This is a genomic window from Pseudomonas rhodesiae, from assembly GCF_007858255.1.
GTDB classification, from domain to species: domain Bacteria; phylum Pseudomonadota; class Gammaproteobacteria; order Pseudomonadales; family Pseudomonadaceae; genus Aquipseudomonas; species Aquipseudomonas rhodesiae.
On record NZ_VFEU01000019.1, the window covers coordinates 50931 to 72518 of the forward strand.

The window sequence follows — 21588 nt, forward strand, 5'->3', positions numbered from 1 at the left end:
ACCGTAACCATGCCCCCTATTCGCCTGCTGCGGCAGTTGACGGCCGCATCGCTGCTCATTGTCGGCGCCACAGCCAACGCGTTGGCCAACGACGAGTGCCAGTTGACCCTCAGCGAATCGCTGCTGGACCTGGGCCTGATGAACCGCCTGGCGCAAACCGACAGCGCACCCCAGCGCCTGCTCGGCGAGCGCCGCTTGCGCCTGACCCTTGCGTGCCCGCAAGCGCAGGACCTGAGTGTGTTCTATCGCGCCCTCGCCGCCAGTGCCGAACGTCTGCAATTCACCGAACACGGCAGCTACGCGCTCGAACTCAGTGACGGCGTAGTGGATGGTCGGTCGGTGGAGTTGGGCTTGATGCCCGTGGCCGGGCAACCGCCAGCCGTGGTTGGCCCGCGCTTGACATGGCGCACTGGCCACCTGGTGGCACCCGTGCAAGGCGGCGCGGTGGTACAGGGCAAAAACTTTTCCCTGCAACTGAGCCTCAGCGCCTGGGCGGACAGGGCCGCAACCTACGTGCGGGACGCCACCACCTGGGAGGTCAACGGGACGTTCGAGGCCCAGCGCAGCGGTCGTTACCGTGAACTGACCCTGCGCGCGCACTTCGCGCCGGTGGCGTGCACGCCGCAGTTGTCCAACGGCGGCCTGGTGGATTACGGCACCTTGCTGGCCAAGGACCTGAGCGTCACAAACGAAACCCCGTTGCCCACCCGCACCCTGCAAATGACCGTCAGTTGCGACGCGCCCGTGCCCTTCGCCTTGCGCATGCACGACAACCGTGAAGGCTCGGCCACCGGCGGCACCGACGAGACCGCCTACGGCCTGGACCGCGACGGCAGCCAGAACAAGATCGGCCGCTTCTACGTAAACATCGACCCGGAGGACTTTTCCGCCGATGCCTACGGCGCGCTGTATCGCACCGACTCCACCAGCAACGGCGCCGCCTGGAGCAGCGCCAGTGCGCGGCAGATCCCCATCGCCGCCAACAGCTATATGGGCTTCACCCACCTGGCGGGCAGCACCCAAGGCCCGGTAGCGATCCAGCACCTGAGCGGCACGTTACGCATCAAGGCTTACCTGGCGCCGACCCAATCCCTGGATCTGCGTCAGGTGGTGCAGATCAACGGCTCCGGCACCCTCGAAATCATCTACCTCTAACTTCTGGAATTGACGCCATGAACGCTTATCCCATCGTTTTTTACAGCCTGCTGTTATTGACCGCCACGGCCCACACCCAGGCCGCCTCCAGCGTCGATCTGACGGTCAAAGGCGTGGTCACGCCCACCGCCTGCGACCCTCAGTTGTCCGGCGGCGGGCTGATCGACTACGGCAAGATGTCCCAGCAGGATCTGAACCTGGAGACCAGCACGCGGCTGCCGACCAAACACCTGCAAGTGAGCATCGCCTGCACGGCGCCAAGTCGTTTTGCGCTGCGCATGCGCGACAATCGCGAGGGCACCGCAACGGTCAACAGCGAGATTTACTACGGGCTAGGACTGGACAACAGCGGCAACCGGCTTGGGCTTTACTCGATGACCTTCGACCCCCGCAACACGCTGGTGGACAGCACCGTGACGGTGTACGGCACCGAGTCCACCACCGGCGGCCTGGCCTGGCGCACCGCCAACCTCAACCCCATCGATATCGGCGCCAATAGCTACCTGGGCTTTACCGCCAGGCAGGGCAGCACCGCCGGGCCTTCGGCGATCCAGGAGCTGATCAGCACGGTCAAGGTCCAAGCGGTGATCGACGCACGGCAGAACCTGGACCTGAGCACCGACACCCTGCTCGACGGCTCGGCGACTCTGGAAGTGATCTATCTCTAGCGTTTCTCGCTGGTGACCTGCACATAACGCGCACGCCCTGCGCCCAGGCCGGCAATGATCGCGCCCAGGCCGATCACCGCGAAAATCCAGCCGATAGCGCTCCAGCCGCCGGTCCAGTCGTGCACCAGGCCGACCGCAAACGGGCCGAGGGACGCCAGGGTATAGCCGAAACCCTGAGCCATGCTCGACAGGTTCGCGGCGACGTGGGCATCCCGCGAGCGCAGCACAATCAAGGTCAACGCCAGGCTGAAGGTGCCGCCCTGGCCCAGGCCGAGCAGGATCGCCCAGCCCCACAGACCGTCCAGCGGCGCATAGAGGCAACCGAACAACCCGCCGAGGGTCAGCAGCATCACCACCACGATCGCCAGGCGCTGGTCGCGACCACGAGTGGCCAACCAGGGCGCGGCCAGCGAACTGATCAATTGCAGGATAATCGAGCCGGACAGCGCCAGCCCGGCCTCGGTTGCGCTGAGGCCGCGGCTGATCAGAATCGACGGCAGCCAGCCAAACACGATGTACGCCAAGGACGATTGCAGGCCCATGTACAAGGTCACCTGCCAGGCCAACGGATCGCGTAGCAAGCCTTTGACCTGATACGCGACGCGATGGGCGCCGTGTCGTTGCCCGACCTGCGGCCACCACACCAACGCCGCCACCACCGCCGGCACCATCCAGAAGCCCAGGCCCATGCTCCAGCGGTCGCCGAACACATGGCTCAGCGGCACTGTCGCCCCCGCCGCCAGCGCGGCGCCCAGGCACAACGCCATGGTGTACACGCCGGTCATGGCCCCGGCCTGGCGAGCGAAATCACGCTTGACGATGCCCGGCAGCAACACGCCGATAATGCCGATGCTCGCCCCGGCAATCAGGCTGCCGGCAAACAGCCCGACCTCACCGAATGCACTGCGCAGAATGATGCCACCGGCCAGTGTCAGCACGATCCCCAGCACCACGCGCTCGGCGCCGAATCGCCGCGCCAGAATCGGCGCCAATGGCGCAAACAGCCCCAGGCACAGCACGGGCAAAGTGGTCAGCAAACCGGCCTTGGCCGCCGACAAGCCCAGGCTGGCCGACACATCGCTGAGCAACGGCGCCATGCTCGACAACGCCGGGCGCAGGTTCAACGCCACCAGCACCAGGCCCAGCAGCAACAGCCACGGGCGGCTGACCTGCGGCGGGGTGTGCTGGACCTCGTCGTCATCGGCCTCGGCATCGATCAGCAGTTCTTCGAGTTCGGGTGTGCGTTGGGCTTCAGGGTTCATGGATCAACTGTCGGCAGAGGGATTTGGCGCGTTCCGGGTCTTGCTGCTCCACCGCTTCAAGCAAGGCGCTGTGCAGGTCGAACACCGCCTGGCGGCGTGGTGAAACACTGAGGGTCTGGCGCAACTGGGCGCCGACGATGGCGGAAAAATACTGGTACAACTCGCTCAACGCCGGGTTGTGGGCGGCATCCACCAGACGGGTGTGGAACACCAGGTCGGCGTGGATATAGGCCTCCAGGTCACCGTGATACAGCGCGGCGCTGGTGCGCAGGGCTTGATGCAACCCCTGAAGGTCTTGCTCGGTACGGCGTTGCGCCGCAAGACCAATGGCCTCCACTTCGAGGATCTGCCGGGTCTCCTGCGCCTGCGCCAAGGTGCAGTGGGACAACGCACGCATCGCCCCCAAGGGATCAGTCATCGAGCGCAGATAACTGCCGTCTCCCTGGCGGATCTCAATCAACCCGGAAAACGCCAGCACCCGCATGGCTTCACGCACGGTATTGCGGCTGATCCCCAGCTCGGCGGACAACTCCGGCTCGGTGGGCAAGCGCTCGCCGACAGCCCATACGCCCTGAGCGATGCGCAGGCGCAACTGTTCAAGAGCCTGGTCGACCAGCGAGCGTTTAATCAGTGGGGCGATGTCTGTCATGGATTTTGCGCTTTCGTCCAATCATAGGATGAATTTTCCTACAGCCTATTAGGACTCACCTACAAAGGCAACGCACTAGGGTGAATGGGCGGAAAACGAAGCAAAATTTTCGATTGGTAAAATTACCCTTAAAGGGTAATTATCAACTTAGGTGTCTTATGGAAAAGCACACACCTCATTACGATTTGGCTCAAGTCAAGGAAGAGGTCATCCGGCTAGGTGCGCGCGCTTTCACCGCCAGCGCCCGAGAGGGAGGGCGGCAGCTGGAGTTGAGCCTCGGTCAGATGCGACTTGCCGTTTGCGCTCTGGAAGCTCGAATGTTGTACAAGTCAATGACGACATACGCAGACCATCGGATATGGCAGGACGTCTATCTGATCAAGATTTACGGCACGGAGATTTACATCAAAGTGACCTACCGTCCAAGCGGTGGGCCGCCGGTAATCTCCTTCAAGGAGAAAGCTTTATGAAAACCCGACAATGCGTGAACTGCGGCGCTGCTGAAGGCATGCAGCATTTCGAAGGTCGCACCTTCACGATCAATACCCGCGGCATGCTGCGCAAGATTCCTGATATCGCCGGCTGGGAATGCCAGGTCTGCCATGAAAGGGAGTTCGATATGGACACCGACAGTGCAGAGCGTTATTCCACTGCCAGTGATCAACTGTTGGTCGATGCGCGAAAAGTCATTGCCGCCGAAATAAAGCGAATTCGGCGCAAATTACATCTGACCCAAAAGGAGGCTGTGAGGCTGTTGATTGGCCGCGGCCACAACGCATTTTCCCGGTACGAAAGGGCCGAGGTGTTTCCACCTGAGCCATTACTCATCCTGATGCGCTTGTTGGATAAACATCCCCACCTGTTGGCGGAGATAGAGACGCTCAACGTTGGCGAAGATCTTAACCGGCTGCTCATCGCCAAAGACGCGCAACAGCTTTCAGCTCAGGCGTCCTGACACGGTCGACAGGCAAAAATAAACCCGGCGCCAAGGCCGGGTTTATCTTCAAGCATTACCGCAGGATCAATGCAGAATCTGGCTCAAGAACAACTTGGTCCGATCATTCTGCGGGTTGTCGAAGAAGTCATTCGGTGCCGCTTGTTCCACGATTTCGCCTTTGTCCATGAAGATCACGCGGTTGGCCACGGTGCGGGCAAAGCCCATTTCGTGGGTTACGCAGAGCATGGTCATGCCGTCTTCGGCCAGGCCGATCATGGTGTCGAGTACTTCTTTCACCATCTCTGGGTCCAGTGCCGAAGTCGGCTCATCGAACAGCATGATTTTCGGTTTCATGCACAGTGCCCGGGCAATCGCCACACGCTGTTGCTGGCCGCCGGACAGTTGCCCCGGAAACTTGTGGGCCTGCTCCGGGATGCGCACGCGCTCCAGGTAGTGCATGGCGATTTCTTCGGCCTTGCGCTTGGGCATCTTGCGCACCCACATCGGCGCCAGCGTGCAGTTCTGCAGGATGGTCAGGTGCGGGAACAGGTTGAAGTGCTGGAACACCATGCCGACTTCGCGGCGGATTGCTTCGATCTGCTTGAGGTCGTTGGTCAGCTCCACGCCATCGACCACGATGCGGCCCTGCTGGTGTTCTTCCAGGCGGTTGAGGCAGCGGATGGTGGTGGACTTGCCGGAACCCGACGGCCCGCACAGCACGATACGCTCGCCCTGCTTGACGTTGAGGTTGATGTCTTTCAACACATGGAACTGGCCGTACCACTTGTTGACGCCCTGCATCTGGATAATGCCTTCAGGGCCCACAGGCTGTTTGATTGCTTCGCTCATCAAAAGAACTCCTAACGCTTGTGGCCTGTGTCGAGCTTGCGTTCCAGGTGCATGGAATAGCGCGACATACCAAAACAGAAAATCCAGAACACCAGGGCGGCGAACACGTAGCCTTCAGTGGCCATGCCCAGCCATTTAGGGTCGGCGGCGGCTTGCTTGACGCTGTTGAGCAGGTCGAACAGGCCGATGATGATCACCAGGCTGGTGTCCTTGAACAGCGCGATGAAGGTGTTGACGATCCCCGGAATCACCATCTTCAGGGCTTGCGGCAGAATCACCAGCCCCATGCTGCGCCAGTAGCCCAGGCCCATCGCTGCGGCCGCTTCGTACTGGCCTTTAGGGATGGCCTGCAAACCGCCACGCACCACTTCGGCCACATAGGCCGACTGGAACAGGATCACGCCGATCAGCGCCCGCAGCAACTTGTCGAAGTTCATGCCTTCGGGCAGGAACAACGGCAGCATTACCGAGGACATGAACAGCACGGTAATCAGCGGCACGCCGCGCCAGAATTCGATGAAGGTCACGCAGACCACACGAATCGCCGGCATGTTCGAACGCCGTCCCAACGCCAGCACAATACCCAAGGGCAAGGCGCCGGCGATGCCGACGGTGGCGATCACCAGGGTCAGCATCAGGCCGCCCCATTGGCTGGTGGCCACGGTGGCCAGGCCAAATACACCGCCATGCAGCAGGAAGAAGGCGATGATCGGGTACAGCACCAGGAAGCTCAGCCCGTAGATTGCCTTGCGCGGGAAGCGCGAGATGAACAACGGTGCCACGCCGACGATGGCCAGCCACACGGTCAGGTCCACGCGCCAGCGCAGGTCACCGGGGTAGTAGCCATACATGAACTGCCCGAAACGCTGTTGGATGAACACCCAACAGGCGCCCTCCTTCGTGCAGTCGGCGCGGGTGGTGCCAACCCAGTTAGCGTCCAGGATGGCCCAATGCAGGATCGGCGGCACCACCAGGTACACCAGGTAGATCGACAGCAGGGTCAGCAGTGTATTGAGCCAACTGGAAAACAGGTTGGCGCGCATCCATGCCATTGGCCCGAAGACTTTGCTCGGCGGCGGCATATCAGGTTTGAAAGTATGCGAACTCATGTGCGTTTCCTCACCGCTCGATCAGCGCAATGCGCTTGTTGTACCAGTTCATCAGCAGGGAAATGCTGATGCTGATCGCCAGGTACACGCTCATGGTGATGGCAATGACTTCGATCGCCTGGCCGGTCTGGTTGAGCACCGTGCCGGCAAACAGCGAAACCATTTCCGGGTAACCGATACCGGCGGCCAACGACGAGTTCTTCGCCAGGTTCAGGTATTGGCTGGTCAGCGGCGGAATGATCACCCGCAGGGCCTGCGGGATGATGACCTTGCGCAGCGTCGGACCGTTACGCAGGCCCAGGGAGCGAGCGGCTTCGGTCTGGCCATGGCTGACGGACTTGATGCCCGAGCGCACGATCTCGGCGATAAACGCTGCCGTGTACACCGTCAGTGCCAGGGTCAGCGCCAGCAGTTCGGGGATCAATACCCAGCCGCCGACGAAGTTGAAGCCTTGCAGCTTGGGCATTTCCCAGTGCAGCGGCACGCCGAAGATCAACGCGCACAGTGCCGGGATCACGATGAACAGCGCCAGGCCCGCCCAGAACTTATGGAACGGCACGCCCGTGGCTTCAAAGCGTTTATTGGCCCAACGCGCCATCATCACGATTGCCACGATGGCCAGCACAATGCTCGCCACGAACGGCCAGAAACCGTCAGCGGCCAGCGCCGCCGGCATGTTCAGGCCACGACTACTGACAAAGAAGGTATCGCCGAAATTATGGCTGTTGCGCGGCCCTGGCATGGTCAGGAACACCGCGAAGTACCAGAACAGGATCTGCAACAACGGCGGGATGTTGCGGAAAACTTCCACGTATACCGTCGCCAGTTTGTTGATCATCCAGTTCGACGACAGGCGCGCCACGCCGATGATAAAGCCCAGCAAGGTGGCCAGAATCACGCCGATGAACGTCACCAGCAAGGTGTTGAGCAGGCCGATCACGAAGACCCGGGCATAGCTGTCCGATTCGGTGTAATCGATCAAATGCTGCGCGATGCCGAAGCCGGCACTGCGTTCAAGAAAGTCGAAACCCGAGGTGATGCCCCGGTGCTGAAGGTTGGTCTGGGTATTGTTGAAGAGGTACCAGCCCAGCGAGACCACCGCCACAATCGTGATGATCTGGAAGAGCCACGCACGCACTTTGGGGTCGCTGAAGCTGAGCTTCTGCTTGGGTGCGCCGATTTGATTTTGCATGAAGTGCCCCGGAAAGAATGGAACAGAACATCACCCGGCGGTTGGCCCACCGGGTGACAGAACCATCAGCGATCAGCGCACAGGCGGTGCGTATTGAATGCCGCCGTTGTTCCACAGTGCGTTCAGGCCACGGTCGATTTCCAGCGGGGTGCTCTTGCCCAGGTTGCGCTCGAACACTTCACCGTAGTTACCGACTTGCTTGACGATCTGTACGACCCAGTCCTTCTTCACTTTCAGGTCTTTGCCGTATTCACCGTCAGCGCCCAACAGACGAGCTACGTCCGGGTTCTTGGTGGACTTGGCTTCAGCCTCGACGTTCTTGGAAGTGATACCGGCCTCTTCCGCGTTGAGCATGGCATAGCCTACCCAGCGCACGATGGCCAGCCACTCGTCGTCGCCGTTACGTACGACCGGGCCCAGTGGCTCCTTGGAAATGGTTTCCGGCAGTACCACGTAATCCTTCGGCGAGGCCAACTTGCTGCGCTGGGCGAACAGTTGGGACTTGTCGGAGGTCAGCACGTCGCAACGCCCGGATTCGAGGGACTTGGCGCTTTCGTCGGAGGTGTCGAAGGTGATCGGGGTGTATTTCAGACCGTTGCCACGGAAGTAGTCGGAAACGTTCAGCTCGGTGGTGGTACCGGCCTGGATGCAGATGGTTGCACCGTCCAGTTCCTTGGCGCTTTTGACGCCCAGCTTGTTGTTAACCAGGAAGCCGATGCCATCGTAGTAGGTAATGAAACCCGGGAATTTCAGGCCCATGCCCGCATCGCGGGAGCTGGTCATGGTGGTGTTACGGGACAGAATGTCGACTTCGCCCGATTGCAGCGCGGTGAAACGCTCTTTGGCATTCAACTGGCTGAATTTGACCTTGGTGGCGTCACCGAAGACGGCAGCCGCCACAGCGCGGCATACGTCAGCGTCGATCCCCAGGATCTTGCCGCTGGCATCCGGTACCGAGAAACCCGGCAAGCCGTCACTCACGCCACACTGTACAAAGCCTTTCTTCTGCACAGCGTCCAGGGTTGCGCCGGCTTGGGCGAAACCGCTGACACCCAGTACAGCGGCCGCGCATACGATGGCCAGGGTGGATTTCAATACCTTCATTCAAACCTCCAGTTTTGCTCTTGTTGTGTCGGAGCTCGAATCCCAGCGCACCCTTATGAGGCGATATTGACCCGTGTTGGCTTTTTTTAGGGTCAAGCAGCATGGGACTGTCGCATTAATTCCAGCGGCTATCTCCCAAGCGGCACTCACTGATAGTGTTACCGACCGAGGATAGTTCTGACATCGACCTACACATAGCAAGCGCCGTACCAGAGTGACGGCTGAGTCGTTTCAGCCCAGGTTCAAGTGTAAAAGATTCAACGTTGCGACATCTTGTTAACAAATCAACCCGCTGCGCACCGTTCCGACGCACTCAATCGGAGCGAGCGCACGTTTATGGAGCGAACATGACCGACCCCCTTATTCTTCAGCCCGCCAAGCCTGCCGACGCCTGTGTTATCTGGCTGCATGGCCTGGGTGCCGATCGCTATGACTTCATGCCCGTAGCCGAAGCCTTACAGGAAGATCTGCTGTCCACCCGATTCGTCTTGCCCCAGGCGCCGATCCGTCCGGTAACGATCAACGGCGGTTACGAGATGCCCAGCTGGTACGACATAACGGCCATGAGCCCCGCCCGCTCCATCAGCCTGGAAGAGCTGGAAATCTCGGCGCAAACCGTAATGGATTTGATCGAAGCGCAAAAAAGAACCGGGATAGACGCGTCGCGAATTTTCCTCGCGGGGTTCTCCCAAGGCGGCGCCGTGGTTTATCACACCGCTTTTCTGAAGTGGCAGGGACCGCTGGGTGGCGTGATCGCCCTCTCCACCTATGCCCCCACGTTCAGCGATGAGCTGGACTTATCCGCCAGTCAACAGCGCATCCCGACCCTTTGCCTGCACGGCCAGTACGACGACGTGGTGCAGAACGCCATGGGTCGTACAGCAATGGAGTACTTGAAGCACCATGGTGTCACCGTGACATGGCAGGAATACCCAATGGGACACGAAGTGTTACCTCAAGAGATAGAGCGCATCGGCCAGTGGCTGAGCGAACGTCTGCGCTGAAACCCTGGCTTTATGTAGCCGTATGACAGACGCACTACGCCGCGCCCGAATCTTGCATTACACTGGCCGGCGTATATTCCTTAACCAATTAATGAGATCACCGTGCTCAAAGCACTCAAGAAGATGTTCGGCAAAAGCGAGGCTGAGCCGCTCGCGCCTGTTCCCAGCGCCCCTGTCCCGACGCCCGGCAGCCGCAATGACGGTCAACAGCCCGGCCGGACCGCACCTGTGGCCCCGCCCAGGAAGCCATCGGTGACCGCGCCCGAACAGACTGCACCGGCTGAGGCCGCGCCAGCCCCGCAAGCCAAAGCACCGCGCCGTCAACGCGCACCCAAACCGCCGGTCACCCCATGGAAACTCGAAGACTTCGTCGTCGAGCCCCAGGAAGGCAAGACCCGCTTCCATGACTTCAAGCTGGCTCCGGAACTGATGCACGCCATCCAGGACCTGGGCTTCCCGTACTGCACGCCGATCCAGGCGCAGGTGCTGGGCTTTACCCTGGCCGGCAAAGACGCCATCGGCCGCGCGCAGACCGGCACCGGCAAGACCGCCGCGTTCCTGATCTCGATCATTACCCAACTGCTGCAAACACCACCGCCCAAAGAACGTTACATGGGCGAACCGCGCGCGCTGATCATCGCGCCAACCCGCGAGTTGGTGGTACAGATCGCCAAGGACGCCGCCGACCTGACCAAGTACACCGGCCTCAACGTCATGACGTTCGTAGGCGGCATGGACTTCGACAAGCAGCTCAAGCACCTCGAAGCCCGCCACTGCGACATCCTGGTTGCCACCCCGGGTCGCCTGCTGGACTTCAACCAGCGCGGCGATGTGCACTTGGACATGGTCGAAGTGATGGTGCTGGACGAAGCCGACCGCATGCTCGACATGGGCTTTATCCCACAGGTACGCCAGATCATTCGCCAGACCCCGCCGAAAAGCGAGCGTCAGACCCTGCTGTTCTCCGCGACCTTCACCGAAGACGTGATGAACCTTGCCAAGCAATGGACCACCGACCCATCGATCGTGGAGATCGAAGCAGAAAACGTCGCCAGCGAAAACGTCGAGCAGCACATCTATGCCGTGGCCGGTGCCGACAAATACAAACTGCTCTACAACCTGGTCAACGACAACGGTTGGGAGCGGGTGATGGTGTTCGCCAACCGCAAGGACGAAGTGCGCCGCATCGAAGAACGCCTGGTGCGTGACGGCGTGAACGCCGCGCAACTGTCCGGCGACGTGCCTCAGCACAAGCGCATCAAGACCCTGGAAGGTTTCCGCGAAGGCAAGATTCGCGTGCTGGTGGCCACCGACGTGGCAGGCCGCGGGATTCACATCGACGGCATCAGCCATGTGATCAACTTCACTCTGCCGGAAGTGCCGGACGACTATGTACACCGCATCGGCCGTACTGGCCGCGCCGGAGCGGCGGGTGTGTCGATCAGCTTTGCCGGGGAAGATGACTCGTATCAGTTGCCGTCGATCGAAGCGCTGCTGGGGCGCAAGATCAGCTGCGAGACACCGCCGACGCATCTATTGCGGGCCGTAGAGCGCAAACGCCCGTAAGCTGGAATGCGATAAAAATGTGGGAGGGGGCTTGCCCCCTCCCACATTTAATTTCAGCTGATTTTTGACCGTACTACTTCCAGCGATCCGCCGCAGTGTGGTCGCTGTCTCGCCCTTCCACCCAGCGCGCACCTTCCGGTGTGTTTTCCTTCTTCCAGAACGGCGCACGGGTCTTCAGATAGTCCATCACAAACGCACAGGCGTCGAACGCCGCCTGGCGATGGGCACTGGCGGCCGCGACGAACACAATCGGCTCGCCCGGTTCCAGGGCGCCGACGCGGTGCAGCACTTCCAGCTTGAGCAATGGCCAGCGCTGCTCGGCTTCGGTGGTGATCTTGGCCAGGGCCTTTTCGGTCATGCCCGGATAATGTTCGAGGAACATACCAGACACATCGCGACCATCGTTGAAGTCGCGCACGTAGCCAACAAAGCTCACCACCGCGCCCACGCCCACATTCGCGGCGTGCATGGCATTGACTTGCGCACCCGGATCAAAGGCCTCCACCTGCACACGAATGGCCACGTTCAGCCTCCGGTTACGGGCGGAAAAAACGCCACGTCATCACCGGCCAAGACCGGTTCGTCCAGATCACACAACTCCTCGTTGCGCGCACACATCAGGCTCGCCTCGTTAAGTACGGCGAACTCGGGGTCGCTGGCCAAGGCCAGGCGCACGGCATCCACGGTGGCAAACTCGCCTTCCATCTCCAGCGAATCGAAGCCCACCGCCTCGGCGTAACGCGCAAAAAACAATACGTTGATGCTCATGCCTGGTCTGCCTTGAAATGCCCGCTCTTGCCGCCGAGTTTTTCCAGCAGGCGAATGTTTTCGATGGTCATGCCGCGATCCACCGCCTTGCACATATCGTAAATGGTCAGCGCGGCCACGCTGGCGGCGGTCAACGCTTCCATCTCCACGCCGGTCTGCCCCGAGAGTTTGCAGCGCGCGACGATATGTACGGTATTTTCCCCTTCAGCGGCCAGCTCGACCTTGACGCCCGTCAGCATCAGCGGATGGCACAGGGGAATCAGATCACTGGTCTTTTTGGCCGCCTGGATCCCGGCGATGCGGGCCACGGCGAACACGTCGCCCTTGGGGTGGGCACCGTCGACAATCATTTTGAGGGTCTCGGGCAGCATGCGCACCCGCGCTTCGGCCACCGCCTCACGGAACGTCACGGACTTGTCGGTGACGTCGACCATATGGGCGCGACCTTGGGAATCGAGATGAGTCAGCACGAGGCCTCCTTGAGGCAGCAAAAAAGCTAAAAGCTGCAAGCGGCAGGTCAAAAGCTCACCGGACCCGCTTGCAGCTTGTAGCTTAAAGCTTGCGACTCAGAGATGCGACTCTGCGTATTCCGCCAGAATCGAGCGAGGCACCCCTTGCAGCGCGATATGCACGCCGTTCGGGAAATCCTTGAAGCGTTCGGTCAGGTAGGTCAGCCCGGAACTGGTCGCGGACAGGTAAGGAGTGTCGATCTGTGCCAGGTTGCCCAGGCACACCACTTTGGAACCGGCGCCGGCACGGGTGATGATGGTTTTCATCTGGTGCGGCGTGAGGTTCTGGCATTCGTCGATCAGGATCAGGCTCTGCTGGAAGCTGCGACCTCGGATGTAGTTGAGGGATTTGAACTGCAACGGCACTTTGCTGAGGATGTAGTCGACGCTGCCATGGGTGTTTTCGTCATCCATGTGCAAGGCTTCGAGGTTGTCGGTGATCGCCCCCAACCACGGTTCCATTTTTTCCGCCTCGGTGCCTGGCAGGAAGCCGATTTCCTGGTCCAGGCCCTGCACGCTGCGGGTGGCGATGATGCGGCGATAGCGCTTGGTGACCATGGTCTGTTCGATGGCGGCCGCCAGGGCCAGGATGGTTTTACCGGAACCGGCGGCACCGGTCAGGTTCACCAGATGGATATCCGGATCCAGCAGCGCATACAGCGCCAGGCTTTGGTAGATATCACGCGGTTTCAGGCCCCAGGCTTCCTGGTGCAACAGGGGTTCCTGATGCAGGTCGAGGATCAGCAGCTTGTCGACCTGGATTTCTTTGATCCAGCCCACGAAGCCCTGTTCGTCGATAATGAATTCATTGATATGCACCGCCGGCAGGTTGTCGATCAGTTGTACCTGATGCCAGGTGCGGCCATGGTCCTGACGGGTTTCCACCTTGCTGACGCGGTCCCAGAACGAACCGGTCATGGTGTGATACCCACGGGATAGCATCGAAACGTCATCGACCAGTTGGTCGGTGCTGTAGTCCTCGGCCGCGATCCCACATGCGCGAGCCTTGAGGCGCATATTGATGTCTTTGGTCACCAGCACCAGACGCAGGTCCTTGTCACGCGCGTGCAGGTCGATCAATTGGTTGATGATTTTGTTGTCGTTCAGGTTTTCCGGCAGCAGGCTGTTGGGCTCGCTGCGCTTGCTCATCAGAATCGACAGCAAGCCCTTGGGCCCGCTCTTGCCGCGCTGGATCGGCACACCGACTTCAACATCTTCAGGCGAGGCCTCGCCCAGGGTCTTGTCGATCAGGCGGATGGCCTGGCGACATTCGGCGGCAACGCTGTGGTGGCCGCTTTTGAGTTTGTCGAGCTCCTCAAGCACGATCATCGGGATGGCGACGTGGTGTTCTTCGAAATTGAGCAGTGCGTTTGGATCGTGGATCAATACATTCGTATCAAGCACATAAAGGATTGGCTGGTCGGAAGAAGGGTTACGTCCATGATCATCCATACTCGGTCACCTTTTGTGGGAGCCAGTCGACGCAATACCTGGGCGGTGCTGCGCCTCGATTCGACCACCGAATGCACCTGAGTGACGTCAAGTGCATGCCCACATGAGGAGTCTTGGAAGACGCCACCTGTGCTGCAGGTTTCGGCGATCTGACTTCGTAATACCGCAAAACGTGTGACAGGAAAAAGCACTTTGACGCTTTTTTGAAGTTTATTTTTCAGGATGACGAATAGCACTAGCCGAGTGCCAGCTGCGCCGTTAAAGTCGGAAGTCCGCCTGCATCGAAATGTCGCACAAAATCACCCAGAAACCTGCGCAAACCCAATAGGGCCGGGCACTTCATCGAAATGCTTCGCGACAGTCCTGCCAACCCAGGCCGCTCTGTGCGGTCGCCTGCAGCAACCACGGCAATGCCACCCGCGCCTTGTCCTGAGTGTCATGAAACACAATCACGCCTTTGCGCCATAACAGCATCAGCGTGAGCACGCGCTGCGCCGATTCTTCAGCCTTGAGCTTGCCTGGCTCGTCCTGGGAATCGATGTCCCACAACGCCACCTGCAAGCCCTGTGATTGAAAAAACCCCTGGCTGTCCGCGCGACGCTGGCCATAGGGTGGGCGAAACAGCGGCAGGTAGTTTTCCGGCATCAGGTTCTGCACCAACTGGGCGCTGCGGGTGATCGAACTTTGCCAGTCCACCCAATGGCTATGGGAACGGTACTGCCAGCCCTGGATGCCCACACACTGGCCTTGGTACAGCGCCTGCACGTCGGCGGCGGAGCTGCGCTCCACGCGGGTTTGCAGGCTGCTACCGAGGACAAAGAACACCCCGTTCATCTTCTGTTTGCGCAGATAGTCGGCCAGCCAATCAGTGTTGCCGCTGACGGGCGCGGGGCCGCCGTCGAAGGTCAGCAGGAACAGGCGGTCATTGAATTCATCGCCATTGCGTTCATGGTCGCCGAACCGCGCAACTTCACTGCTGATCTGCGGAAACAGCGCGGCCTTGCGCAGCAGTTCGTCCAGGTAGCGCTCATGGAAGGCATGGCTGGGGGCGGCCCAATCTATATAGAAGGAGCTTTCGCTGATCTGGAACTTGCCGGCCTCCTCGCGAAGGTCGTCCATGTTTTCCACCAGGTAGCAGAACGACGCATCCACCTCGCAACTCTGCTGGGCGACGCTGTAGTTCTCCAGCAAGCGTTGCCACAGCTCACGGCGCAGGTCGTTGATGGCCGCCAGGTTGATGATCTTCAATCCCAGGCGTTGTTTAAGGGCCGCTTCATCCTGGGACTCGCTGGCCAGCAGGCTGTGGGCGAACATCAGGATTTCGGCGCGCGAGCCCACATCGAACAGCGCCGGCGTGCTGAGCTTTTCGGGCCAGGCGCCACGGTTCAGGCTGGCCACGTCCACCGGCGCGGCCTGGGCGCTTAGGCACAACAGACAAGCGGACAATAAAAGCGCTATTCGCACACAGGGTCTCCCTCTCCAGAACTACCGGCCATCATAGCGGATCGCGCCTATCGCCATCATAGGTGGAGTCAAATCGCCCAAGCCCCTAGAATCGCGCCCACGATTACAGGAGCCAACTTCATGCTGATGGTGATTTCCCCCGCCAAAACCCTCGATTTCGAGTCAAAGCCGGTCACTTCGCGCTTCACCCAGCCGCAGTACCTGGATCACTCACAGGAACTGATCGAGCAACTGCGCGAATTCAGCCCGGCGCAGATCAGCGAATTGATGCACGTTTCCGACAAGATCGGCGGCCTGAATGCCGCGCGCTTTGGCAGTTGGACGCCCGCCTTCACCCCCGAAAACGCCAAGCAGGCCCTGCTGGCCTTCAAGGGCGACGTGTATACCGGCTTGAACGCGGAAACGTTTAGCGACGCCGATTTCAGCTACGCCCAGGACCACCTGCGCATGCTCTCAGGCCTGTATGGCTTGCTGCGCCCGCTGGACCTGATGATGCCGTATCGTCTGGAAATGGGCACCAAACTGGCCAACGCCCGTGGCAAGGACCTGTACGCCTTCTGGGGCACACGCATCAGCGAATGGCTCAACGAAGCCCTGGCCGCCCAAGGTGACGATGTGCTGCTCAACCTGGCGTCCAACGAGTACTTTTCGGCGGTCAAACGCACGGCCCTGAACGCGCGGATCATCAACACCGAGTTCAAGGACCTGAAAAACGGCCAGTACAAAATCATCAGTTTCTACGCAAAAAAGGCGCGCGGCATGATGAGCCGTTTTGTGATCGAAGAACGCATCAATGACCCCGAAAAGCTCAAGGGGTTTGATGTACAGGGCTACCGCTTCAATGCGGAGCAGTCCAAGCCGGACAACCTGGTGTTTCTGCGCGACCACGCACCGGAATAAGGCCGTACCCGTCTCTCTCAGACAAAAAAATGCAAATGTGGGAGGGGGCTTGCCCCCGATGGCAGCGCATCAGTCGATATATAAATTGACTGCCACAAAGCAATAGGGAGCAAACCCCTTCCACATTTCTGTTCGCCCTTCACATCGAAAATCGTCATTTATTTGACGTCAAAAAATATCACGACACAAACCTATCAATAGTTTCACTCGACATTCATCAATTTTTTTCGTAGTGGCACCCGTTTTTTTTAACACTAGTGGCACAAAACTATCCCCGCGTGCCAACTCCCCACAACTACTGGCCCAAATAGCAAGTGCTATCAATATAGTACTAGTGCCATCTCCCCTCATATTTCAAGAAATTTCAGGAAACAGGATGAGTGGCTAGGAACTTCATCCTAAAGCGCCGCTCATACCACCGGTAACGAAATTCTCTGTTTCTGTAGGAGATGACTTACATGGCGACCAACGGAAGTAGCGAAGTTGTCATATTCAACTTCGACTCATGGGTCATATTACCAACTGACTAGTTAAAGGCGGCGATAAGGAATTATTGCCACGAACTATAAGGCCAAGGTCGTGCTTACCCCAATGGGTCAGTGATACATCCCAAAGCTTTGATATCTATAGGCTTATTGCCCGTATCAAAGCTCTGCGGCACTGGCGCCAGGCCCTTCTCCCAGGAAGGCCGGCTGCATTTGAGGGCAAGCCCCAATAACAAGGCCACGTTGCGCACAACTTGAGTGCAATAGTTAGTCACTCACTATTTAACATGCCTGTACACGGTAAGTAGGCGTCTATTCGCCTAACTTCCGTGGAAACAGTGACGCTTGCAAACATGAACTCCGGCCATCTATTGGCATGATTAACACCGTCTTCAATGACAATGAGGTAAATGCGATGCGCATCAGCATATTTGGTTTGGGTTACGTTGGCGCAGTCTGTGCCGGTTGCCTGTCTGCCCGTGGCCACGAAGTGGTCGGCGTGGACATCTCCAAGGAAAAGATCGACCTGATCAACGCCGGCAAATCGCCAATTGTTGAACCGGGTCTGGGCGAACTGTTGAGCCAGGGTATCCAAACGGGTCGACTGCGCGGCACCACCAACTTCGCCGAAGCCATCCGCGATACCGACCTGTCGATGATTTGCGTCGGCACGCCGAGCAAGAAAAACGGCGATCTGGAACTCAACTACATCGAATCGGTATGCCGCGAGATCGGTTTTGTCCTGCGTGACAAGACCACCCGCCACACCATCGTGGTGCGCAGCACCGTGTTGCCGGGCACCGTCGCCAACGTGGTGATCCCAATCCTCGAAGACTGCTCCGGCAAGAAAGCCGGCGTCGACTTCGGTGTTGCGGTCAACCCGGAATTCCTGCGTGAATCCACCGCCATCGCCGACTACGACCTGCCACCGATGACCGTTATCGGCGAGTTCGACAAAGCCTCCGGCGATGTCCTGCAGTCGCTGTACGAAGAACTCGACGCACCGATCATCCGCAAGGACATCGCCGTGGCCGAGATGATCAAGTACACCTGCAACGTGTGGCACGCCACCAAAGTTACCTTCGCCAACGAAATCGGCAACATCGCCAAGGCGGTCGGCGTCGACGGTCGCGAAGTGATGGAAGTGGTCTGCCAGGACAAGACCCTCAACCTGTCCCAGTACTACATGCGCCCAGGTTTCGCCTTCGGCGGCTCGTGCCTGCCAAAAGATGTTCGCGCCCTGACCTACCGCGCCGGCTCCCTGGACGTGGAAGCACCGCTGCTCAACTCCCTGATGCGCAGCAACGAGTCCCAGGTGCAGAACGCCTTCGACATCGTCTCCAGCCACGACAAACGCAAAGTCGCCCTGCTGGGCCTGAGCTTCAAGGCCGGTACCGATGACCTGCGTGAAAGCCCGCTGGTCGAGCTGGCCGAGATGCTGATCGGCAAGGGCTACGACCTGAGCATCTACGACAGCAACGTCGAATACGCGCGTGTTCACGGCGCCAACAAGGATTACATCGAAGGCAAGATCCCTCACGTGTCGTCCCTGCTCAACTCGGACTTCGACGATGTGATCAACAACTCCGACGTGATCATCCTGGGCAACCGCGACGAGAAGTTCCGCTCCCTGGCCCATAACGCGCCGGAAGGTAAGCAAGTGGTCGATCTGGTGGGCTTCATGTCCAAGGCCACCAGCGCGAGCGGCCGTACTGAAGGCATCTGTTGGTAAGGGGCAGCGGCTAGTTTCAAGCGGCAAGCGGCAAGTTAGAAGCGATCGTTTTTCAGCTTATAGCTTGCCGCTTGTGGCCCTACTCCCCCGTGACGGACACAAATATGCAACGGTTAAACCAAGCTACTGGCTGGCTAGTATTTCTGGCGCTTTTAGCGCTTCTAGCTCTGGCTTTGCCAGCCAGCACATTCGACTCCGAGTCGAAGAATTTTATTTTCCTGATTGGCGCCGTCGGTATCTGGCGCTACTCGATGGGTGCTACGCATTTCTTTCGCGGCATGCTGTTCCTGTATGTGGTCTACCCGCACCTGCGCCGCAAAGTCCGCAAGCTGGGCAAGGCCGCCGACCCGTCCCATGTGTTTTTGATGGTCACCAGTTTTCGCATCGATGCCCTGACCACCGCCCAGGTGTACAGCTCGGTGATCCGTGAAGCGATCGACTGTGGTTTCCCGACCACGGTGGTTTGCTCGCTGGTGGAAATGTCCGATGAGCTGCTGGTCAAGAGCTTGTGGGAAAAGATGAACCCACCAGAACACGTCAAGCTCGACTTCGTGCGTATCGCTGGCACCGGCAAGCGCGACGGCCTGGCCTTCGGTTTCCGTGCTATTTCGCGTCACTTGCCGGATGACCGCGCGGTCGTGGCGGTGATCGACGGCGACACCGTGCTCGCCGAAGGCGTTGTGCGCAAGACCGTGCCGTGGTTCCAACTGTTCGGCAACGTCGGCGGCCTGACCACCAACGAGTTCTGCGAAGTGCGCGGCGGTTACATCATGAGCGAGTGGCACAAGCTGCGCTTCGCCCAACGCCACATCAATATGTGTTCCATGGCCCTGTCCAAGCGCGTACTGACCATGACCGGTCGTATGTCGGTATTCCGCGCCAGCGTGGTCACCGACCCGGGCTTTATCGCCGACGTGGAAAGCGACTCGCTGCAACACTGGCGCTTGGGCCGCTTCAAGTTCCTCACCGGTGATGACAAGTCCAGCTGGTTCAGCCTGATGCGCCTGGGCTACGACACCTTCTACGTGCCGGATGCCGCGATCAACACCGTGGAACACCCGCCGGAAAAGAGCTTTATCAAGGCCAGCCGCAAGCTGATGTTCCGCTGGTACGGCAACAACCTGCGTCAGAACTCCCGTGCCCTGGGCCTGGGTGTGCGTCGCCTGGGTCTGTTCACCAGCATCGTGTTGTTCGATCAGCGCGTGTCCATGTGGACTTCGCTGCTCGGCCTGACCGTGGCAATCATCGCCACCTTCAAGTACGGCGGCGCATTCATCCTCGCGTACCTGCTGTGGATCGGCATCACCCGCCTGATCCTGACCCTGCTGCTGTCGTGCTCCGGCCACAAGATCGGCCCGGCCTACCCGCTGATTCTCTATTACAACCAGATCATGGGCGCGTTGGTGAAGATCTACGTGTTCTTCCGCCTTGATCAACAGTCCTGGACCCGCCAGGACACCAAACTGACCCGCGATTTGGCCAGCTTTCAACGTTGGTTCAACACCTGGTCGTCTCGGACCATGACCTTCTCCGCCGGCAGCATTTTCGTCGCCGTGTTGCTGATGATGGTCTGACCCAGCCAAGCCTGAATTAACCTAGGAATTACACCGTCATGAACAGCCAAGTAAATGCCAACGTTGTCCACGAATCCGAAGCCCAGCGTCAGCACGCCCGGGTCAAAATCCCGGCCAAGCTGCGCTTCTTCAACACCGACCGTAGCCAGACCGAAGCACGGGTGATCGACCTGTCCGCCGGCGGCCTGGCGTTCACCGCCACCCAGCCGCTGAACGTGGGTGAAGTGCACAAGGGTCGTCTGCAATTCGTCATCGATAACCTTGGCTTGGCCATGGACGTCGAGCTGCAGATTCGCTCCTACGACCGCCAGACCGGCCGCACCGGTTGCCAGTTCCAGAACCTCGACGCCCAGGATATTTCCACCCTGCGCCACCTGATCACCTCGCACCTGTCCGGTGACATCGTGACCATGGGCGACGTGCTGGCGACTCTGCAGCGCGACAACTTCACCAAGGCGCGCAAGGTCAAGGACGGCGGCAGCAACATGAGCGCCTTCGGTCGCTTGCGCGCCGTGACCTTCAGCCTGGCGATCTTCCTGGTGGGCCTGGCAGCATTCGGGTTCGTCTTCAAGTCGATCTACAGCATGTACTTTGTCAGCCACGCCCAGGCCGGCCTGGTCAGCGTACCGGGCATGAACGTGACCATGCCGCGCGACGGCACCGTGCAGAGCCTGCTCAAAGGTGATGCGGTCGCCGCCAAGGGCGCACCACTGGCCACCTTCAGCACCAGCATGCTCGATGTGCTCAAAGGCCACCTCGACGAAGACCAACTGCAACCGGCCAAAGTCGAAGAGCTGTTCGGCAAGCAAATGACCGGCACCCTGACTTCGCCCTGCGATTGCGTGGTGGCGCAGCAACTGGTCGCCGACGGCCAATACGCCAGCAAGGGCGATGTGATCTTCCAACTGGTTCCACGCGGCAGCGAAGCCAACGTCGAAGCGCGCTTCACTTATCGCCAGTTCGCCGACGTGCGCCCAGGTACACCGGTGAGCTTCCAGGTCGCCGACGAAGAACAGACCCGCACCGGCACCATCGTCAGCAGCACCAGCCTGAACAGCGCCGACCTGTCCTCCGACATCCGCGTGCAGATCAAGCCTGATGCCCCGCTGGACAGCACCTACGCCGGCCGCCCGGTGGAAGTGATCAGCGACCGCGGCCCATCGCTGAACTGGCTGATCGACAAAGCCATGGCTCACGGTCTGTAAGCGA

General features: G+C 59.7%; 21 protein-coding genes. 10 read left to right on the plus strand and 11 right to left on the minus strand.

The genetic code is table 11. The annotated features are described in order from the left end of the window. Positions 1-9: 9 nt before the first annotated feature. Together FIV35_RS21830 and FIV35_RS21835 are read left to right on the plus strand one after the other, a co-directional pair. A complete protein-coding gene (locus tag FIV35_RS21830; RefSeq protein ID WP_052198919.1) occupies positions 10-1155 on the plus strand; it encodes a DUF1120 domain-containing protein in 1146 nt (381 codons plus the stop codon). Between the two features lie 17 nt (positions 1156-1172). Then, positions 1173-1823, plus strand: coding sequence for a DUF1120 domain-containing protein (locus tag FIV35_RS21835; protein WP_034137050.1), 651 nt, complete (start codon positions 1173-1175; stop codon positions 1821-1823). Here the strand turns inward: FIV35_RS21835 and FIV35_RS21840 are convergent. Beyond that, positions 1820-3085 carry a CynX/NimT family MFS transporter gene (locus tag FIV35_RS21840; RefSeq protein ID WP_034111844.1) on the minus strand — a complete coding sequence of 422 codons (1266 nt, stop codon included), beginning with the start codon at positions 3083-3085 and terminating at the stop codon, positions 1820-1822. The genes FIV35_RS21835 and FIV35_RS21840 overlap by 4 nt on opposite strands. After that, positions 3075-3734, minus strand: a complete 660-nt coding sequence (locus tag FIV35_RS21845; RefSeq protein ID WP_034137049.1) for a FadR/GntR family transcriptional regulator — start codon at positions 3732-3734, stop codon at positions 3075-3077. Before FIV35_RS21845 ends, FIV35_RS21840 begins: the two co-directional genes overlap by 11 nt. A 158-nt stretch (positions 3735-3892) precedes the next feature. Between FIV35_RS21845 and FIV35_RS21850 the strand changes: the two genes are divergently transcribed. Together FIV35_RS21850 and FIV35_RS21855 are read left to right on the plus strand one after the other, a co-directional pair. Then, positions 3893-4204, plus strand: a complete 312-nt coding sequence (locus tag FIV35_RS21850; protein ID WP_034137048.1) for a type II toxin-antitoxin system MqsR family toxin — start codon at positions 3893-3895, stop codon at positions 4202-4204. Then, positions 4201-4689, plus strand: a complete 489-nt coding sequence (locus tag FIV35_RS21855; RefSeq protein WP_034137047.1) for a type II toxin-antitoxin system MqsA family antitoxin — start codon at positions 4201-4203, stop codon at positions 4687-4689. Before FIV35_RS21850 ends, FIV35_RS21855 begins: the two co-directional genes overlap by 4 nt. Positions 4690-4755: 66 nt before the next feature. Here the strand turns inward: FIV35_RS21855 and FIV35_RS21860 are convergent, their stop codons facing one another. The 4 genes from FIV35_RS21860 to FIV35_RS21875 form a co-directional block, all read right to left on the minus strand. Then, positions 4756-5520 (minus strand): amino acid ABC transporter ATP-binding protein, encoded by a 765-nt coding sequence (locus FIV35_RS21860; protein ID WP_034096008.1) that lies wholly within the window; start codon positions 5518-5520, stop codon positions 4756-4758. Positions 5521-5531: 11 nt separating this feature from the next. Beyond that, positions 5532-6629, minus strand: coding sequence for an amino acid ABC transporter permease (locus tag FIV35_RS21865; protein WP_034096007.1), 1098 nt, complete (start codon positions 6627-6629; stop codon positions 5532-5534). A 10-nt stretch (positions 6630-6639) separates the two neighbouring features. Further along, positions 6640-7821: an amino acid ABC transporter permease gene (locus FIV35_RS21870; protein WP_034137046.1), complete on the minus strand. Its 1182-nt coding sequence runs from the start codon at positions 7819-7821 to the stop codon at positions 6640-6642. A gap of 72 nt (positions 7822-7893) precedes the next feature. Further along, positions 7894-8925 carry an amino acid ABC transporter substrate-binding protein gene (locus FIV35_RS21875; protein WP_034096005.1) on the minus strand — a complete coding sequence of 344 codons (1032 nt, stop codon included), beginning with the start codon at positions 8923-8925 and terminating at the stop codon, positions 7894-7896. A 347-nt stretch (positions 8926-9272) separates the two neighbouring features. On the opposite strand from FIV35_RS21875, the gene FIV35_RS21880 reads away from it, so the two are divergent. Both FIV35_RS21880 and rhlB read left to right on the plus strand, forming a co-directional pair. Next, a complete protein-coding gene (locus tag FIV35_RS21880; RefSeq protein ID WP_034137045.1) occupies positions 9273-9929 on the plus strand; it encodes an alpha/beta hydrolase in 657 nt (218 codons plus the stop codon). 96 nt (positions 9930-10025) lie between these two features. Beyond that, positions 10026-11495 carry an ATP-dependent RNA helicase RhlB gene (gene rhlB / locus FIV35_RS21885; protein ID WP_034137044.1) on the plus strand — a complete coding sequence of 490 codons (1470 nt, stop codon included), beginning with the start codon at positions 10026-10028 and terminating at the stop codon, positions 11493-11495. A 73-nt stretch (positions 11496-11568) separates the two neighbouring features. Here rhlB and moaE read toward each other — a convergent pair whose 3' ends face one another. The 5 genes from moaE to FIV35_RS21910 form a co-directional block, all read right to left on the minus strand. Further along, entirely contained in the window at positions 11569-12018 is a 450-nt protein-coding gene (moaE, locus tag FIV35_RS21890) for a molybdopterin synthase catalytic subunit MoaE (protein ID WP_034111839.1), read from the minus strand. A 2-nt stretch (positions 12019-12020) separates the two neighbouring features. After that, positions 12021-12263, minus strand: coding sequence for a MoaD/ThiS family protein (locus FIV35_RS21895; RefSeq protein WP_034096001.1), 243 nt, complete (start codon positions 12261-12263; stop codon positions 12021-12023). Continuing rightward, positions 12260-12733 (minus strand): cyclic pyranopterin monophosphate synthase MoaC, encoded by a 474-nt coding sequence (moaC, locus tag FIV35_RS21900; RefSeq protein WP_034096000.1) that lies wholly within the window; start codon positions 12731-12733, stop codon positions 12260-12262. The genes FIV35_RS21895 and moaC overlap by 4 nt, the downstream gene beginning before the upstream one ends. 96 nt (positions 12734-12829) lie before the next feature. Continuing rightward, on the minus strand, positions 12830-14224 hold the full coding sequence (locus FIV35_RS21905; RefSeq protein ID WP_024073562.1) for a PhoH family protein: 1395 nt from the start codon (positions 14222-14224) through the stop codon (positions 12830-12832). 339 nt (positions 14225-14563) lie between these two features. Continuing rightward, positions 14564-15688 (minus strand): polysaccharide deacetylase family protein, encoded by a 1125-nt coding sequence (locus FIV35_RS21910; protein ID WP_034137043.1) that lies wholly within the window; start codon positions 15686-15688, stop codon positions 14564-14566. 120 nt (positions 15689-15808) lie between these two features. Here FIV35_RS21910 and yaaA point away from each other — a divergent pair, with 120 nt between their 5' ends. The 4 genes from yaaA (at position 15809) to FIV35_RS21935 (ending at position 21584) form a co-directional block, all read left to right on the plus strand. Beyond that, positions 15809-16588 carry a peroxide stress protein YaaA gene (gene yaaA, locus FIV35_RS21915; protein ID WP_034137042.1) on the plus strand — a complete coding sequence of 260 codons (780 nt, stop codon included), beginning with the start codon at positions 15809-15811 and terminating at the stop codon, positions 16586-16588. Positions 16589-17488: 900 nt separating this feature from the next. Continuing rightward, positions 17489-18805 carry a nucleotide sugar dehydrogenase gene (locus FIV35_RS21920; RefSeq protein ID WP_034137093.1) on the plus strand — a complete coding sequence of 439 codons (1317 nt, stop codon included), beginning with the start codon at positions 17489-17491 and terminating at the stop codon, positions 18803-18805. Between the two features lie 104 nt (positions 18806-18909). Next, positions 18910-20379 (plus strand): mannuronan synthase, encoded by a 1470-nt coding sequence (gene alg8 / locus FIV35_RS21925; protein WP_034137041.1) that lies wholly within the window; start codon positions 18910-18912, stop codon positions 20377-20379. A gap of 38 nt (positions 20380-20417) precedes the next feature. Next, on the plus strand, positions 20418-21584 hold the full coding sequence (locus tag FIV35_RS21935) for an alginate biosynthesis protein Alg44 (RefSeq protein WP_034095996.1): 1167 nt from the start codon (positions 20418-20420) through the stop codon (positions 21582-21584). Positions 21585-21588 lie beyond the last annotated feature (4 nt).